Raw genomic sequence first — 15,812 nt, forward strand, 5'->3', positions numbered from 1 at the left:
CTGACCGCTCACAGGCTGTGAGCGGTAGCCGTCCTTGTTACGTGCTGCCTGATTCCCTTACTTCCGGCCGAACCGGAACCGGCGGGCGGTCCCGAACAGCGTGGCCGAGGCGGCGAACATCGCGCCGATCATGAGGGCGAGCAGGGAGCTGGAGTTCATCCCCCCGAGGCCGGCGGGCTGCTCGGCGCTCATCAGGCCGCTGACCGGCAGGCCGCGGGTGGCCGAGGTGACGGCGCCGCCGACCGGGGTGCCGGCCACCAGGCCGGTCGCCGGGTCGAGCACGGACACGGCGCTGCTCGACGAGGCGGGGCGCCCGGCGCCGTCGACCTGGCCGGCCGCGTGGGTCTTCTTCTTCGGCTGGGCCGGGGTCTGCGCCTGGGCGGGCAGGCCGGGCAGCTCGGGCAGGCTCGGCAGGCCGAACGTCTGGGCGGCGTCCTCGACCAGCGGCACCGAGGTCAGACCCGTACCTGTGACCTCCTGCAGCTTGCCGGTCACGCCGAGTTGCTGGGGAACCCCGGCCAGGTCGTTGCCCTTCTGGGCGACGCCGGCGATGTCCTGCACGCCGCCCAGGGCCGGGACGGCGGGCAGCATGGGCAGCAGCCCGCCCTTGGCGCCCTTCCCGGCCGTCCTCTCGACGCCGCCGCGGACGTATCCGTGGCCGTACTCGGGCCTGCCGACGTTGGCCCCGCCGAGGCACCCGGCCGCGGCGTCGCCGAGGACGGCCGCCGCGTTGCCGCAGACGTTGATGGGAGCGGCGATCGGCGCGATGATCTGGTTGCCCGCGAGCACCCCGGCGCGGCCGGAGGTGGTGTTGCCGCCGCCACCGGTGCGGTCGACCTTGGCCCCGCCCTTGCAGTGGGCCTTGGAGGCGCCGAGCACGGCGGCCGCGTTGCCGCAGATGTTGATCGGGGCGCTGATCGGCGCGACGATCTGGTTGCCGCTCAGCACGCCGGCCCGGTCTGAGGTGCGGTTGCCACCGGCGCCGGTGCCGCCGTTCTTCACGCGGGCGCCGCCCTTGCAGCCGGCGAACGCGTGCCCGACCAGGGCCACCGCGTTGCCGCAGACGTTGATGGGCGCGCTGATCGGCGCCACCACCTGGTTGCCGCTGAGGACGCCCGCCTGGCCGGAGGTGACGTTGCCGCCCGCCCCTGACCCGCGGCGGGTGTTCTCGACCTTGGAGCCGCCCTCGCACCTGGCGGCAGCGTTGCCCACGGCGTTGCCGCAGACGTTCACGGGCAGGCTGATCGGGGCGATCACCTGGTTGCCGCTGCCCACCCCGAAGCGCCCGTCGGTGTCGTTGCCCGAGGAGCCGTGCGGGCCGTGCGGGCCGTGGTAGCCGTGCCGGCCGCCGCCGTTGGTGACGGTCGAGCCGCCCTTGCAGCCCGCGAACGCCCGGCCGAAGACCGCGACGGCGTTGCCGCAGACGTTCACCGGCGCGGAGACCGGCGCCACGACCTGGTTGCCGCCCAGCACGCTCGCGTTGCCCGAGGTGCGGTTGCCGCCCGCGCCCACTCCGGTGTTGTGGACGCTGGAGCCGCCCTTGCAGCCCGCCGTCGCGTCGCCGAAGATCGCGACCGCGTTGCCGCAGGCGTTGATCGGCGCGGAGATCGGCGCGGTGATCTGGTTTCCGCCGAGGACACTGGCGTCGCCGGACGTACGGTTGCCGCCCGCGCCGCCCTTGCCCTGGTTGCGAACGGCGGCGCCGCCCTTGCAGCCCGCGTCGGACCTGCCGACCAGGGAGATGGCGTTGCCGCAGGCGTTGACCGGGGCGCTGATGGGCGCGTTCACCTGGTTGCCGCCGAGCACGCTGGCGTTGCCAGAGGTGCGGTTGCCGGGGATGCCGCCCTTGTTGACGACCTCGGCGCCGCCCTGCGAGGAGGCCGAGGAGCTGCCGACCGCGCCGACGGAGTTGCCGCTGATGTCGATGGGCAGGGAGATCGGCAGGTCGACCTGGTTGCCGCCGCCGACGGACGCGTCGCCCGAGGTGTCGGCCAGGGCGGCGGTGCCGCCGCCGAACGACATGACGGCAACGGCGAGCAGGGCCGCAGGAGTAGATGCCTTTGCCCACGTACGCATGATGAATGCTCCTAGTGGTTCTTCTTGGGGGGATATCTTCTTGGGGGATAACGGAACGGTTCGCGGGCAGCCCGAGGCCGTGCGAGGTTTCGCGCACAGCGGAGACCTCGGATTCGCGAACAGCTGAACTGACGTGTTTGTGCACCCGCCGGCGGAGAGGCGTCTCAGACCGCGCTCAACCGCGTTACTTCGGAAAGGGGCCGGTCAGCGAAGGACCGGCAGCTGCAAGGCGGGTCAGTCAGGCGAGAAGGAGGGGTCGTCCGCCGCTGTGCGGACGACGGGGGCAGGCACCCGCGCCAGGAGGGCGCGCAGCACCTGCAGCCGCGGGTCGAACACGGACCTCGCGACGTCCCCGGCAGCGGCCCCGAACGAGCCGCTGCCACCGCCGTTGGGCACCAAGCCGTTGGTGTCCAGGATCTTTCCGGCGGTGGATGGCGATGGCAGGCCAGGATCCTGCTGGCTGTTGAGCCCGTCGACCGTACGCCCGGCCATGGCCTCGGCGTTGTCGTCCGGGCTGGTGAGGGAGTGAGGCACCTGAGCGGACGCGGCTCCGTCCACGATCTGCGCGGTCGTGGTCTTCGCTTGCGCGTCCGCCGTCGGAGTCGCCACTTCGGCCGCCGCCGGGGCGGCGGTGAGCATGCCGAAGATGACGGCGAACAGCCATCCGGCGGCTACCAGGGCGCCGACCGTGACTGCCCGCACGACGAGCCGCCGGGCACCGGCCGCGAACCGCGCCATCCGGTCAACCCGGTCGGCGGTCACGTCATGCGCCGGGACGGTCACGGGCAGGCGATGCGCACCGAGGGCAATCGCCCTCCGCTGCATCACCATGCGCGCCACGTGACCTCCCGCACTCCAGAACCGGCCTCATTTGTCGTGAGGCCGGTCCATGGACTCACCCCTCAACGGTCCGTAACCGTAGCAGCACTCAAGGTTGCCGCAAGGGCTTTTCATCGGAGACCCAGAAATTCACCAACTCCCCATGGGCCAAACCGCCCCCAACTGGCCCAACACCCTCCCGCGTACGCCACGGAGACCCCATCAGGAGCTCCTGGCCGCCCCATATCCCGGCCCATGGAGACACTTCGGAGGGGCGAGCGGATTCTTGGTATGACGCACCCCGCAGAGTTTGCTAACCTTACTGAGCCGACGCGAGATGACGGTCCCGCGTGCAGGCACCAAGTCCGGGTGGCGGAATAGGCAGACGCGCTAGCTTGAGGTGCTAGTGCCCAGTGATGGGCATGGGGGTTCAAGTCCCCCCTCGGACACAAACCAGTCGCCTATGGGGTCCTGGTCACGTGCAGACGTGACCAGGACTTTCTGTTTTGACGGATGGTAGGTCAGGCGCAGACCGATCTCTGCGTAGATCTTGCCCTTCCGGATCGGGTCGGCGTTCGAGAGCACTCGCACCATGTCTCCCAGTCTGTGTGTGATCTCCGCCAGCTCGTCTCGCCTGGCCGCCCTCGCCGAGCAGCTGCGCGCCGCCGGCATCGGGCTGGAGTTCCTCACCGGCGAGCTGCAGGGCTCCCATGATCCCTCGGGCGTGGTGTTCACCGTGCTCGCGGCCCTGTCCGGAATGGAACCCGAGTACATTTGCGACCGCACCCTGGAAGGCCACGAATCCGCCCGCGCCTGCGGCAAGGCCATCGGCGGCGCCGCCGTCACCGACGAGAGCATGCTGTCCATGGCTCTGCACCTGCGCGGTCAGAACCTCAGCCTGCGCGACATCGCCGTCCGGCTCGTCATCACCAGCGGCGCGAAAAAGGGCCGTCACCCCCGGCCGCGACCGTCCTGCGTGTGCTGCGCGACCACGACCAGCAGACCGCGATCTGACCGGCCGGGCCCGTCAAGGCCCGGGGGACGGCTGGACGCGGGAGCTGTCACAGGCGGATCGCCTCGGCCGCGCAGCGGCAGAACGCGTAGACCGGAACCCCGCCGGCGTCCAGCCCTCCACTGGGCGGTCATCGATCACCATGATCTGCCACTGGCCCGGGGCGACCATGCCCACCACCAGCCCCGGCAGCCACGGCCACGACGTCTCATCCTGGTCGTCCTCGGTGAGTTGGTGGCGGACCTGCACCGGCGTCGCGTCCGGGAACGGGTTCGCCTGCCGTGACGGCGCCTCCGCCAAGGTCTCCACGCCCAGCTCCAGGTCCGACTTGGCTAGCGTCGCCCCGAACGTGCCCGCGGCCAGCGCCAGGATGACCGTGTTGCTCGCCGAGAACGCCTCCACCGCGGCCACGTACTGCTCGACCTTCGCGGCCGTCGCCGTGTTCAGGTCCTGGGCCTGCCGGCGCTCGCTGGTCTCGACCCACAGCCACAGGTCATCGGGCTGCTCCCCGCACACCTGCCGCTGCGCGCGGCGTTTCGATGGGGATCCGGTCGATCGCTTTGGGGTTGGCGGTGGTGGTCAGGAGCCTGTGACGAACCAACCCTTGCGCATGTTTTACCAGGCAATGGGGCCGAGGCGATCGATGAAGATCCCGGTCGGCCCGTCAGAGGCGAGCGTCGCGAGCTCGATGATCGGATCACTGCCCTCGGTGACCGTCAGCTCGCCCGTGTGGATGTTCATGTCGGTGGCGGTGAACTTGCCGTTGGCGACCTCGCCGGGGGTCACGGCGTTGAACTTGATGGCCGGCAGCGCCTGGGCGTATCGGACGGTGATCATGTTCAGTGCCGCCTTCGACGAGGTGTAGGCGAGTTCGTACATCTTCGAGACGGCTTGCCCGGGATCAGTCACGACCGCGATAGACCCCCCGGCGCCGGTGACCATCACCACCCGCGGGTTATCGGCCGCCTGCAACAGCGGCAGGAACGCGTGCGTGACCCGGACCGGCCCGTACACATTGGTGTCGTAGACGGCGTGGATGTCCTTGGCCGTCGCGTCCGCCGGGTTGACACCGCCGCCCGGCGTGCCGGCGTTGTTGATCAGCACGTCGATCCGGTCGGTGTGCTCGCGGACCAGCCGCACAGCCCCGGCCACCGACTCCTCCGAGGTCACGTCCAACGGGACCATGATGACGTGTACGCCGTCGGCGGCCAGCTTCTGCGCGGCGACCCTTCCCCGGCCCTCGTCGCGTGAGCCGAGGAAGACCCTCCAACCCAGCTCTCCGAGCCTACGCGCCGTCTCGTAGCCCAGGCCTTTGTTCGCTCCAGTGATCAATACTGAGGTCATGTTCTCTCCTGATGTCGTTGTGCTCACGACCATGTGGCGGTTCTGACCCGATTCCTGTGACACTGCCGAGGTGTGATGTAGGCCACCAGCGGCGTCTCCGGCGTCGTTCCGCGAGGCCAGGCGATCGGGATGTGGAGTCCGACGACGCAACCGCTGGGGACGTGAGGCGACGCGTCGATCGTCATGCCGCGGCGGCCAGGTGAGAGAGCCTGTCTCCACGGATCACGACCAGTGGTAGCCCAGGTTCACGGCTAGTGCGGCCACCGCGGTGGCGAAGAATCCGGCCCAATTGACGAGCTTGCGGGAACCCACTCGCAGGTGTGCAAGGAGTGCGCCGATGAAGTAGAACACGAGGCCGGCGGCAGCGAGTGTTCACCGGCGTTTCATCGAGCCACAGACCGCCAACACCCTGGCTCGCCTCAGGGCCGCCAAGGACCAGGGTCAACTCGCTCCCGACTTCGACCTGGACCTGGCGTTCGAGATCTTGTCGGGCCCCTTGTACTACCGGCTGCTGATCACACAGCAGCCGGTGACCCCCGACTACATCGACCGCATACTCCATGCTCTCTTCGCCGGGTTGAGCCCCAGACCGCAGCCGCGATAGGAGCACCGACGGACGCGTGGTCCACCCGGAGTAGGGCTTAGTTCTCCAGGATGGACAGGGCTCGCGATGGGCACAGGGTGACGGCGTGGCGCGCCTGTGCGGCGGTCTGGTCGTCGGGGTGATCGGTCAGCAGGGCCACGACGCCGTCGTCGTCCTGGTCGAAGACGGCCGGTTCGGTCAGGACGCACTGGCCGGAGCCGACGCAGAGACGAGTGTCCGCTTCGATGCGCATCATGTCCTGCTCACCAGGTGACCGGGAGTTCGTGAACGCCGTAGATGACGGCGTCGGACTTGAACGGCAGCTCCTCGGCCGGTGCGGCGAGCCGCAGGGTGGGGATACGGCGGAACAGCGTGTCGAAGACGATCTGCAGTTCCATCCGGGCCAGGTTCTGGCCGAGGCACTGGTGCGGGCCGAAGCCGAAGGCGATGTGGTGGCGGGCCCCGCGCTCGACATCCAGTTCGCCCGGGTCCTTGAACACCGCCGGGTCCCAGTTGGCCGACAGCATCGAGACGATGACACCCTCGCCGGCCTTGATGCTCACCCCGCCGATCTCCACGTCTTCGGTGGCCAGCCGGGAGGTGACTCCGTCGGCGATGGTGAAGTAGCGCAGCAGTTCCTCCACGGCCAGGGGCGTCCGGCCCGGGTCGCCCTTGATTAAGGCCAGCTGCTTCGGATGGGAGAGCAGACCGACCACGCCGAGCGAGATCATGTTCGCCGTGGTCTCGTGCCCGGCGGTCAGCAGCAGGAAGGCCAGGCTCACCAGGCTCGCGTGGTCGAGGGTGCCCTCCTGGCGGTGCCGGGTGATCTGACGGCCGAACAGGTCATCGCCCGGTTCGGACTCCTTGCGGGTGACCAGGTCGTCGATGTAGGCACGCAGTTCGGCGAAGGCTCGCCGGCGGCCTTCCAGGGACGTCCGGCGCACCATCATGGTGGTACGGCTCTGGAAGAAGTCGTGGTCGGCGTACGGGACGCCGAGCATTTCGCAGATCACCAAGGAGGGCACCGGCAGGGACAGCGCCTGTACCAGGTCGACCGGCCGCTGGTCGGTGGCGAGCAGGTCGTCGATGAAGTGGTCGACGATGTCCTGGATCCGCGGACGCAGCGCGGCCAGCCGCTTCACGGTGAACTCGCCGATCACCGAGCGCCGGGCCGCGGCGTGTTCAGCGCCGTCCATGCCGAGCATCAACGGCGGCTGGCTGCGGAGCTGCTGCAGGGTCGCCGCGTCGAGGGTGAAGAGCGGGAAGCCGTCCTTGCGCTTGTCGGAGGAGAAGCGGCCATCGATGAGGACGGCACGGGCCTCCTCATGCCCGGCCACCCACCACGCCTCTCCGCCACTGGCCAGGCGGACCTTGCTGATCGGCGCCTGCTCGCGCAGCCGCTCGTAGGCGGCGGGCGGGGAGAACGGGCAGCCCCGTCCGACCGGCAATTCCAGATCGGCGAGTTCGTCGGCAACGCTCTTCGTCATGAATGACCTCCCAGTACTAGATCTGGCGGAATGTGTTCTGCTTGTGGCGGCCTCCGGAACCGGCGGTGTCTTGCGGAGGCCGAGAGTCGCCTGTCGCGCCACCGTCAGGTTCATGTCGCTCCAAGGCCGTGGGCCGGCTCGTCACCGGTGTTCATCGCAGGCTGAGCGGGGTCTCGGATTCGCCGGCGACCACATCTCCGGGTCGCGGACGCGTAGGAGAGGCCGGTGATGCGGCCGTCCTGGGAAGGCCCGCGGCGACGGTGGCGGCACGGCGCACGCGCAGGCCGCCGGCCAGGCACAGCACGACACCGAGCGTGAGCCAGGTGACCCGATGAGCATCATGACGACGGCGCCGAGACCGAAGCCCGCCACCCCGAGCAGCGACTCCAGCCCGAGGATGCTCAGCGAGGTGGCCGCGATGGCCAGGGCGACGGCGCCGCTGTTGGCCCAGTACGCGCCGTTGAGCGAGCCGAGCCAGAACTGCAGGATCGCCGCCGCGGCCAGGCCACCGGTGATCGCGGAGGCGAGCGCTCCGGTGACCCGGCGGGCGGTGCCGCGGACCAGTCTGGTCAGCAGGAGCGCGGCGAGCAGGCCTCCCATGACCAGGGGAAGGGCTCCGGCGGCCAGGCCGGCGCCGCGCGGGTCGTCGGCCGGCAAGGCGACGAGGTCACGGACGGCGACCGCCGTACGGGTGCCCGGTGCCTGCTCCTGGCTCAGCCCGGTCGCGACGCTCTGCAAGGCCTGAGCGACCGCCGCGCCGGCGGCGGAGGCCATGATGACCTGCGGGGTGCCGGAGCTGACGTCGATCGCCCCGTACACCTCCCGTTCGCGGATCAACCGTTCGGCGGCCGCGGTGCCGGCGACCTCGGTGATCTCGAAGCCGCCCGGCAGACGTCGGCCGAGAGCGGTGCTGACCTGCTCGACCGCGGCGGCCGGCCCTGCGACGGCGATCGGCACATCGTGTACCGACGAGCGCACCGACGGCCAGGCGAAGGCGGTGAGCAGTACGGAGATGCCCGCCGTGAGCAGGACGACTGCCCTGACCACCGTTGACCAGGGTGACGGTGGTGTGTCGGCTGCCGGCGAGGCCTGCACGGCCATATCTGCTCCTCGAAGAGAACGTCTGCGTGATTGACGTGATGACGGGGCGGGCCGGTACGCGGATGCCTTCGCTCGGAATGCTCCGCACTGTCGGCGCGGCGGCCGACGGATTACTTCAGCGTGAGCGGGGTCTCGGATGCGATGCGGGTCAGCTTCTCCGGGTTGCGGACGTAGTAGAGGCCGGTGATGCGGGCGTCCTCGACACGGGCCGCAATGACGCCGTCGATCTCGCCGTCCACGCACAGGAGGAGCGCCGGGTTGCCGTTGACCACGGTGGGCTCGCCGGCGAGCGCGATCCCGGCCTTGCCGAGACCGGTGACGATCATGCGGGCCACCTTGCCGGCACCGGTGATCGGCCGCGGCGCGGCCTGTTTGACGCCGCCGCCGTCGCTGATCAGAACGACCTCGGGGGCGAGCACGTCGAGCAGGCCCTGTAGGTCCCGGGTTTCGACCGCACGCTGGAACGACTCCAGCACCGCCCGGGTCTGGCTCGGGGAGACCACCTCCCGAGGGCGGCGGGCATCGACGTGCCGCCGTGCCCGGTGCGCGATCTGGCGCACGGTCGCCGGGGTCTTGCCGACCGCGGCCGAGATCTCGTCGTAGCTCACATCGAAGACCTCGCGCAGCACGAAGACGGCACGCTCGGTCGGCGACAGCGTCTCCAGGACGAGCATCAGCGCCATCGACACGCTCTCGGCGAGCTCGACGTCCTCGGCCACGTCCGGTGCGGTGAGCAGCGGCTCGGGCAGCCAGGGGCCGACATACGCCTCCTTGCGGCGCTTCATGGTGCGCAGCCGGTCCAGCGAGCGCCGGGTGGCGATCCGCACCAGGTAGGCGCGCGGGTCGTGCACCTGCGCCGCGTCGACCTTGACCCATCGCAACCAGGTTTCCTGCAGGACGTCCTCGGCGTCGGCGGCCGAGCCGAGCATCTCGTAGGCGACGGTGAACAGCAGGTTGCGGTGGACGAGGAAGGTCTCGGTCGCCTCGGAAACGCAGGCCATCCGGTCGCCACCGGCCATCGGCTCGGCTGTGCCCGTCGTCGGCTCGCTGCGCTCGTTCATACCTGGCTCCTGCCTGTCCACTCTCAACTCCTGCTCCACCACAAGACGCCGGCTCTCACCGCTGTGTGACACCCCATGCTCGGTGGCGTACGTCACATGACCGCACTGTCACAAAGTTCGGGACGCCGGCGCCTCATGGTCGTCAGGACGCCGCGCGAACGATGCGCGCGGCACACACCTCCCCGGGTTCATCGCCTTGGCCCCGTTGCGCGGTGACCGCCGCTGCAGAAAGAACGGAAAAGACATCATGAGCAAGGTCTGGTTCGTCACCGGTTCGTCTCGCGGGCTCGGCCGCAACTTCGTCGAGGCCGCCCTGTCGCGCGGTGACAAGGTGGCCGCGGCCGCCCGAAGCACCGCAAGCCTGGACGAGCTGGTCGCCGCCTACGGCGAGGCGGTCCTTCCGCTGGAGCTGGACGTGACCGACAAGACCGCTGTCCTCGCGAGCGTCAAGCGGGCCAGGGAGCACTTCGGCCGTCTCGACGTCATCGTCAACAACGCCGGCTACGCCCAGGTCGGCGCGGTCGAGGAGCTGACCGGGCAGCAGTTGCGCGACCAGCTGGAGACCAACCTGTTCGGCGCGCTGTGGGTGATCCAGGCCGCGCTGCCTTACCTGCGCGAGCAGGGCTCGGGGCACATCATCCAGCTGTCCTCGGCGGCCGGGCTCATGGCCATGCCGCTCAGCGGCGCCTACAGCGCCTCCAAGTGGGCCCTGGAAGCCCTGAACGAATCCCTCGCCCAAGAGGTCGCCGACTTCGGCGTCAAGGTGACCGTCATCGAGCCCGGCGGCTTCGCCACCCGGTCCGGCAAGAACCCCGATCCCCTCGACAACGGCCACCTGGCCGAGCCCAACCCGATCTACAACGGCTTCCGCCAGCGCATCGCCGCGTTCGCGGGCCAGCAGCCGGCCGGCGACCCGGCCGCCGCGGCCCAGGCGCTCCTCAAGATCGTCGACTCTGACAACCCGCCCCTGCGGGTGCTCTTCGGGCAGGGCTTCTACCCGATGCTCCAGCAGGTCTACGCCGACCGGCTCAAGACCTGGGCCGACTGGCAGGACCTTTCGGCGCAGGCGCACGGCGACCTCGACCGAGAAGATCGCTGACCCAGGGCCGAGCCAACTCACCAGAAGCAAGCGAACCGACAGGAGCACCACATGAAGCATCGCATCGTCGTCCTCGGCGCCGGCTATGCCGGGGCCTATGTGGCCGGGAACCTGGCCCGCCGGCTGTCCCCGAAGGACACCGAGATCACCGTGGTCAACGCGGTGCCGGACTTCGTCCAGCGAATGCGGCTGCACCAGCTCGCGGCCGGCCGCGACATCGAGGCTCCGAAACTCGCCGACGTCTTCGCGGGCACGGGGATACGGCTGCGCCTGGCCCGGGTCACCGCCGTCGACCCCGAGCGCCAAGTCGTCGCCGTGACCGACACCGACACCGACGGTGTGGTCGGCGGCGAGCTCGGCTACGACACGCTTGTTTACGCGCTCGGCAGCCACGGCGCCGACCACGGCGTCCCCGGCGCGGCCCAGCACGCCTTCGACGTCGCCGCCCGGGCTTCGGCGCTGCGCCTGCGCGAGCGCCTGGACAGCCTGGACAGGCGGGGCGAGGGCGGGAGCGTGGTGGTCGTCGGCGACGGGCTGACCGGTATCGAGGCCGCCACCGAGATCGCCGAAGCCCGGCCCGGCCTGTCGGTGGCGCTCATCGCCCGCGGCGAGCTGGGCGCCCGGCTCTCCGCCGGAGCCCGCGGCCACCTGCGCCGGGCCTGCGACCGGCTGGGCGTCACCGTCCTGGAGCGCACCAGCGTCGATGCCGTCGAAGCGACGCGGGTGCGGTGCGCCGACGGCACCGCCCTGGCGTCCGACGCAACCGTGTGGACGGCCGGGTTCGGGGTCAGCCCCATCGCCGCTGCCGGCGGGCTGGAGGTCACCGGGAACGGTCAGATCGTCGTCGATCGCACCATGCGGTCGGTCTCGCACCCGAACGTGTACGCCATCGGCGACAGCGCCTACGCCATCGGCGACAATGGCCGGCCGCTGCCGATGTCCTGCGCTTCGGCCGGGTACACCGGCCGGCAGGCCATCGAGGCGATCGTGGGACGCCTGACCGGCCGCAAGATCGCGAACACCAAGCTGGTCTACACCTACAACCACATCAGCCTCGGGCGGCGGGACGGGATCCTGCAGACGATCGACGACGAAGGGCAGGCAAAGCCGAAGCACCAGGGCGGCCGGCAGCCCGCACGGATCAAGGCGGGCATCCTCAAGATGGCGCTGTGGGCCACCTCCCATCCCACCTACGGCATGCCCAAGCGCAAGCACCGCCTGGCCGCCGCGCCGGACGCGGCCCGTCGAGAAGGCGCTCACGTGGCCGCCTCACGTGGTCCGCGTGCACAACACCGCCACTGATCACTTGGACACCGGTCGGTTCGAGGCCGGCCGGAACCGGCTGGCCTCGCCGGCGTACCGGCTGCTGGGCTCCGCCGCCGACGCCGAAGACGCCGTGCAGGATGCGTTCCTGCACTGGCAGGCCGCCGACCGGCAGCGACCCGAAGCTCGGCCCGGCCGACACTTTCGAGCAGCAATCAGTCAGCAGCACCTCCACCGGGCCCGGCGCCGCATCACCGCCGCGCGCCGCCGCAGCGCTGCTCACCGACGACGCGACCGCGATCTCCGACGGCGGCGGCCTGACCAAGACGCTGCTGCGGTACGACACTCCGCAGCGCATCGCCGCCACCGCACGGGCCGGCTTCAAACCCACACCCGCGAGACGGCGATTTGCCGGCGGCACGTCCGCCGTCCACTACGCGCTCGTCAACGGCGCCCCCGCCATCCTCTTCGTGGTCGGCGACCAGGTCGTCGGCGCCGTGGCGTTCGACATCACCAACGGCCGCGTGCGGACAGCGTGCGGCGGCTCGCTGCCGTCACGCGCTGAGAGCCCTGCCAGTCACCGCCGAGCGGGGGTGAGCCGGCTCACGTGCTGTCCCTCGGGGCGGCCCTGAGCCGGCCATTTCTCGGAAAGGCCGGCCTCTTCGCAAGGTGCGGGCTGAGGCGCCGCGTCGACGTGGTGCTGCCGGTGTGCAGGGCTGCCGAGCGACATGGCTCATCCCAGTTCGGCCAGGACGCGCCGCATGTCGGCGACGGCCCGCAACGTGCCGCGTACGGTTCCGGTCACCTTGGAGCGCCCGGCTCGGGGCAGGTAGTCCACGTCCACCTCGGCGATCCGCCAACCGGCCGCGGCGGCCCGCAGGACCATCTCCAGCGGGTAGCCGAACCGGCGGTCGGTCAGCGCGAGTTCCAGGAGCCGGCCGCGCCGGGCCGCCCGCATCGGCCCGAGGTCGTGGAGCATCACCGCGGCGCGGCGGCGCAGGATGCGCGCCAGGACGGCGTTGCCGAGCCGAGCGTGCCAGGGCCAGGCGCCCGCGGCTCGTGGGCGGCGGGCGCCGAGGACCAGGTCGGCGTCACCGCCGATGACGGGCGCGGCCACGGTGGGAAGCCGGCGGGGGTCGAGCGAGGCGTCGGCGTCCATGAAGCAGACGACGTCGGCGGTCGAGGCCAGCAGTCCGGCGTGGCAGGCGGAGCCGAAGCCGCGCCGGGGCTCGTGGACGACGTGGGCGCCGAGCTCGCGGGCGATCTCGGCGGAGCGGTCGGTGGAGCCGTTGTCGACCACGACCGGGCGGTAACCGTCCGGCATGCGCCCGAGCACCCAGCCGAGCGCGGCCTCTTCGTTCAGGCAGGGCAGGATCACATCGACCGTCATGACCACGCGAACTCCTTCATGCCGTCCTCGAAGCAGATCTCGGCGCGGAACCCGAGCTCGAGCCCGGCCCGTTCGGGAGAGGCGACGACGTGGCGGACGTCCCCCAGCCGGTAGGCACCGGTTACCTGCGGCTCGGGACCGCCCCGCGCGGCGGCCAGCGCGACCGCCATCTCGCCCACGGTGTGCGGGGTGCCGCTGGCGATGTTGTAGGCCGTCAACTCCCCGGGACGCGCAAGGGTGTGGACGGCCGCCAGGTTCGCGCGCGCGACGTCGCGCACGTGCACGAAGTCGCGAAGCTGGCGGCCGTCCTCGAACACCTTCGGCGGCCGCCCCGACTCCAGCTCGGAACGGAAGATCGCGGCCACTCCCGCGTAGGGGGTGTCGCGGGGCATGCGCGGCCCGTAGACGTTGTGGTACCTGAGCGCCACGGTGCTCCCGCCGGTCTCCCTGGCCCAGTTGGCGGCCAGGTGCTCCTGCGCGAGCTTGCTGGTGGCGTACGCATTGCGCGGGTCGGGCGAGGCGTCCTCTCCGACGGCGGCCCAGCGCACCGGCCGGCCGCACCCAGGGCAGAGCGGGTCGAACCGGCCCTGCTCCAGGTCCCGTTCGGCACGCGGCCCCGGCCGGACCCGGCCGTGCTCGGCGCACTCGTAGCGACCCTCACCGTAGATCACCATCGAGGAGGCGAGCACCAGACGGCCGACCCGGTGCCGTGCCATGGCCGCCAGCAGCACGGCCGTGCCGTACACGTTGACCGAGGCATAGTCCGGCAGGTCGGAAACGTCCACGCCCAGGCCGACCTTGGCCGCCTGGTGCGCCACGAGGTCCACGCCCGGCAGCAGCCGGTCCAGCGCCGCGGCGTCGCGCACGTCGGCGCCGGTCCGCAGGTCGAGGCCGACGACCTCGTGCCCCGCGCTCTCCAGGGCCTCGGCCACGTGGCCGCCGATGAAGCCGGCGGAGCCGGTCAGCATCACTCTCACCCGGCCGACGCTAACGGGTCCCTTGATCGTGATGAAGTCACGTTCGCACTCCGTAAGAACCTTGGCGGGCGAGTTCTTACGAAGCCCGTACGGCCGGAGCCCGGACCGCCCCGAACCGGGCTCCAGGTGCGACGCTGCCGGGTGTGAGCCGTCACATGCTGTTCGTGGGCGGGGTGCTTCTGGCACTGGCCGCCGTCGTGGTCCAGATGGTGGCCGGGCCGCCTCGGCTGGGCTGGTATCTCCTGGCCTGGGCACTGTTCGCCGCGGCCCTGTGGCTGGCCCGGCGGGTGCCGGAAAGGCGGCTGACCGCCCTGGTCGTCGCGGGCGGCATCGCGTTGACCGCGATCGGGCTGGCGGCGCCGCCGAGCAGCAGCACCGACTCCTACCGGTACGCCTGGGACGGCCGCGTGCAGGGGGCGGGCATCTCGCCCTACGACCACCCGCCGGCCGATCCAGCCCTCGCCCCGCTGCGCGACGACTGGCTGTTCCCGCCGGAGTGCACGGCCCCCGCGCTCTGGGCGCTTCCTGATGGCGGCTGCACCCGGATCAACCGCCCCACGGTGCCCACCATCTACCCGCCGGTCGCGCAGGGCTACTTTCTGCTGACCCACTGGGTCTCGCCGGACGGCGTCCGGCACAAGGTTCTCCAGCTGGGAGGCTGGGTGATGGCCGTCCTGGCGCTCCTCGCGCTGTGCCGCCAGGCGGGCGTCCGGACGGCGGCGTACTGGGCGTGGTGCCCCGCCGTACCGGTCGAGGCCGTGAACAACGCGCACGTCGACATGCTGGGCGTGCTGCTGGTCGTGCTCGCCTTCTGCACCGTGCGTGCTCGCGGCGCGTTGCTGGGAGCGGCCGTGGCGGCCAAGCTGCTGCCCGCCACGGCGTTGCTCGGCGCGTTGTCGGGAGCGCTGGCGAACGGGGTGGCGTGGCGGCGTGTCTTCCGGCTCGCCGTACCCGCCGCGCTCACCGTGGGCCTGGCGTACCTGCCGTACGTGCTGGCCGCGCGGGCCCCGGTCGTGGGCTACCTGCTGGGCTATCTCCGCGAGGAGCGGTACGAGGCACCCGGCGGCGGGAACCGCTATGTGGTGCTGCGGCTGGTGATGCCCGACTCGTGGGCGCCGTACGCCGCCATCCTGCTGCTCGCCCTCGTCGTCCTCCACGTTCTGCGCCACGGCGACCCGGAACGGCCCTGGCGCGGGGCGCTGGTGGTCACCGGCTCGCTCCTGCTGCTGTTCACCCCGGGGTACTCCTGGTACGCCCTCCTGGTCGTGGCGCTGGCCGCGATGGACGGCCGGTGGGAATGGCTGGGCGTAGCCCTGGCGGGCGCGATCGCCTACGTCGCCGGCCCGGCGGCGCACCCCGGCCCGGCGATGCTCTGCTACGCCGCGGCCACGCTGGCCGTGCTGATCGGCTGGGCCGTGCGCCGGTCCCACAGCCGAACGGCTGCCGTCGCGGACTCGGCGACATCGGGAGTCGTCGCGGACTCGGCGACATCGGGAGTCGTCGCGGACTCGGCGACATCGGGAGTCGTCGCGGACTCGGCGACATCGGGAGTCGTCAGAATGTCGTAAGGATTGAGCGCGGTCCGTCGCCCTACTGTCGA

General features: G+C 71.1%; 14 protein-coding genes, 1 tRNA gene and 3 pseudogenes. 8 read left to right on the forward strand and 10 right to left on the reverse strand.

The features are described from left to right. Nucleotides 1-57: 57 nt before the first annotated feature. Together ACIBI9_RS24825 and ACIBI9_RS24830 are read right to left on the reverse strand one after the other, a co-directional pair. Nucleotides 58-2,076, reverse strand: a complete 2,019-nt coding sequence (locus ACIBI9_RS24825; protein ID WP_397224675.1) for a chaplin family protein — start codon at nt 2,074-2,076, stop codon at nt 58-60. 234 nt (nt 2,077-2,310) lie between these two features. Further along, nucleotides 2,311-2,859, reverse strand: coding sequence for a hypothetical protein (locus tag ACIBI9_RS24830; protein WP_397224677.1), 549 nt, complete (start codon nt 2,857-2,859; stop codon nt 2,311-2,313). A 399-nt stretch (nt 2,860-3,258) separates the two neighbouring features. Here ACIBI9_RS24830 and ACIBI9_RS24835 point away from each other — a divergent pair. Further along, nucleotides 3,259-3,344 (forward strand) — tRNA-Leu (locus ACIBI9_RS24835). Nucleotides 3,345-3,487: 143 nt separating this feature from the next. Then, nucleotides 3,488-3,658: pseudogene (locus ACIBI9_RS24840) on the forward strand (hypothetical protein); the annotation flags it as partial. Nucleotides 3,659-3,922: 264 nt separating this feature from the next. Here the strand turns inward: ACIBI9_RS24840 and ACIBI9_RS24845 are convergent. Both ACIBI9_RS24845 and ACIBI9_RS24850 read right to left on the reverse strand, forming a co-directional pair. After that, nucleotides 3,923-4,423 carry a hypothetical protein gene (locus ACIBI9_RS24845; protein WP_397224740.1) on the reverse strand — a complete coding sequence of 167 codons (501 nt, stop codon included), beginning with the start codon at nt 4,421-4,423 and terminating at the stop codon, nt 3,923-3,925. Nucleotides 4,424-4,522: 99 nt separating this feature from the next. Next, entirely contained in the window at nt 4,523-5,251 is a 729-nt protein-coding gene (locus ACIBI9_RS24850) for an SDR family NAD(P)-dependent oxidoreductase (RefSeq protein WP_397224679.1), read from the reverse strand. 370 nt (nt 5,252-5,621) lie between these two features. On the opposite strand from ACIBI9_RS24850, the pseudogene ACIBI9_RS24855 reads away from it, so the two are divergent. After that, a pseudogene (locus ACIBI9_RS24855) lies at nt 5,622-5,855 on the forward strand (TetR-like C-terminal domain-containing protein); the annotation flags it as partial. Nucleotides 5,856-5,892: 37 nt separating this feature from the next. Here the strand turns inward: ACIBI9_RS24855 and ACIBI9_RS24860 are convergent. The 4 genes from ACIBI9_RS24860 to ACIBI9_RS24875 form a co-directional block, all read right to left on the reverse strand. Next, the gene (locus ACIBI9_RS24860) at nt 5,893-6,090 is read right to left on the reverse strand and encodes a ferredoxin (protein WP_397224681.1); all 198 of its coding nucleotides are present in this window, start codon (nt 6,088-6,090) and stop codon (nt 5,893-5,895) included. 7 nt (nt 6,091-6,097) lie between these two features. After that, nucleotides 6,098-7,321 (reverse strand): cytochrome P450, encoded by a 1,224-nt coding sequence (locus ACIBI9_RS24865; RefSeq protein WP_397224683.1) that lies wholly within the window; start codon nt 7,319-7,321, stop codon nt 6,098-6,100. Nucleotides 7,322-7,462: 141 nt separating this feature from the next. Further along, nucleotides 7,463-8,368, reverse strand: coding sequence for a hypothetical protein (locus ACIBI9_RS24870; protein ID WP_397224685.1), 906 nt, complete (start codon nt 8,366-8,368; stop codon nt 7,463-7,465). A gap of 164 nt (nt 8,369-8,532) precedes the next feature. Beyond that, nucleotides 8,533-9,423 carry an RNA polymerase sigma-70 factor gene (locus tag ACIBI9_RS24875; RefSeq protein ID WP_397224738.1) on the reverse strand — a complete coding sequence of 297 codons (891 nt, stop codon included), beginning with the start codon at nt 9,421-9,423 and terminating at the stop codon, nt 8,533-8,535. A gap of 307 nt (nt 9,424-9,730) precedes the next feature. On the opposite strand from ACIBI9_RS24875, the gene ACIBI9_RS24880 reads away from it, so the two are divergent. From ACIBI9_RS24880 to ACIBI9_RS24895, 4 genes and pseudogenes are all read left to right on the forward strand, one after another. Beyond that, a complete protein-coding gene (locus ACIBI9_RS24880) occupies nt 9,731-10,582 on the forward strand; it encodes an SDR family NAD(P)-dependent oxidoreductase (protein WP_397224687.1) in 852 nt (283 codons plus the stop codon). 51 nt (nt 10,583-10,633) lie between these two features. Then, nucleotides 10,634-11,884, forward strand: coding sequence for an NAD(P)/FAD-dependent oxidoreductase (locus tag ACIBI9_RS24885; RefSeq protein ID WP_397224689.1), 1,251 nt, complete (start codon nt 10,634-10,636; stop codon nt 11,882-11,884). After that, a pseudogene (locus ACIBI9_RS24890) lies at nt 11,865-11,972 on the forward strand (RNA polymerase subunit sigma-70); the annotation flags it as partial. The gene ACIBI9_RS24885 and the pseudogene ACIBI9_RS24890, both read left to right, overlap by 20 nt. 13 nt (nt 11,973-11,985) lie before the next feature. Beyond that, entirely contained in the window at nt 11,986-12,477 is a 492-nt protein-coding gene (locus ACIBI9_RS24895; RefSeq protein ID WP_397224742.1) for a hypothetical protein, read from the forward strand. Between the two features lie 101 nt (nt 12,478-12,578). Here the strand turns inward: ACIBI9_RS24895 and ACIBI9_RS24900 are convergent, their stop codons facing one another. Continuing rightward, nucleotides 12,579-13,235 (reverse strand): glycosyltransferase family 2 protein, encoded by a 657-nt coding sequence (locus ACIBI9_RS24900; RefSeq protein ID WP_397224691.1) that lies wholly within the window; start codon nt 13,233-13,235, stop codon nt 12,579-12,581. After that, a complete protein-coding gene (locus ACIBI9_RS24905; protein WP_397224693.1) occupies nt 13,232-14,212 on the reverse strand; it encodes an NAD-dependent epimerase/dehydratase family protein in 981 nt (326 codons plus the stop codon). Before ACIBI9_RS24905 ends, ACIBI9_RS24900 begins: the two co-directional genes overlap by 4 nt. Nucleotides 14,213-14,355: 143 nt before the next feature. Between ACIBI9_RS24905 and ACIBI9_RS24910 the strand changes: the two genes are divergently transcribed. Continuing rightward, a complete protein-coding gene (locus ACIBI9_RS24910; RefSeq protein ID WP_397224695.1) occupies nt 14,356-15,780 on the forward strand; it encodes a glycosyltransferase 87 family protein in 1,425 nt (474 codons plus the stop codon). The last annotated feature ends 32 nt before the right edge of the window (nt 15,781-15,812 follow it).

The sequence above is a fragment of the Nonomuraea sp. NPDC050451 genome, assembly GCF_044458585.1.

What these genes read in the sequence shown, in the direction of transcription:
- ACIBI9_RS24860 (WP_397224681.1), bottom strand. Translation starts at nt 6,090, where the DNA reads ATGATGCGCATCGAAGCGGACACTCGTCTCTGCGTCGGCTCCGGCCAG.
- ACIBI9_RS24850 (WP_397224679.1), bottom strand. Translation starts at nt 5,251, where the DNA reads ATGACCTCAGTATTGATCACTGGAGCGAACAAAGGCCTGGGCTACGAG.
- ACIBI9_RS24880 (WP_397224687.1), top strand. Translation starts at nt 9,731, where the DNA reads ATGAGCAAGGTCTGGTTCGTCACCGGTTCGTCTCGCGGGCTCGGCCGC.
- ACIBI9_RS24875 (WP_397224738.1), bottom strand. Translation starts at nt 9,423, where the DNA reads ATGGCCTGCGTTTCCGAGGCGACCGAGACCTTCCTCGTCCACCGCAAC.
- ACIBI9_RS24865 (WP_397224683.1), bottom strand. Translation starts at nt 7,321, where the DNA reads ATGACGAAGAGCGTTGCCGACGAACTCGCCGATCTGGAATTGCCGGTC.
- ACIBI9_RS24885 (WP_397224689.1), top strand. Translation starts at nt 10,634, where the DNA reads ATGAAGCATCGCATCGTCGTCCTCGGCGCCGGCTATGCCGGGGCCTAT.
- ACIBI9_RS24900 (WP_397224691.1), bottom strand. Translation starts at nt 13,235, where the DNA reads ATGACGGTCGATGTGATCCTGCCCTGCCTGAACGAAGAGGCCGCGCTC.
- ACIBI9_RS24895 (WP_397224742.1), top strand. Translation starts at nt 11,986, where the DNA reads ATGCGTTCCTGCACTGGCAGGCCGCCGACCGGCAGCGACCCGAAGCTC.
- ACIBI9_RS24825 (WP_397224675.1), bottom strand. Translation starts at nt 2,076, where the DNA reads ATGCGTACGTGGGCAAAGGCATCTACTCCTGCGGCCCTGCTCGCCGTT.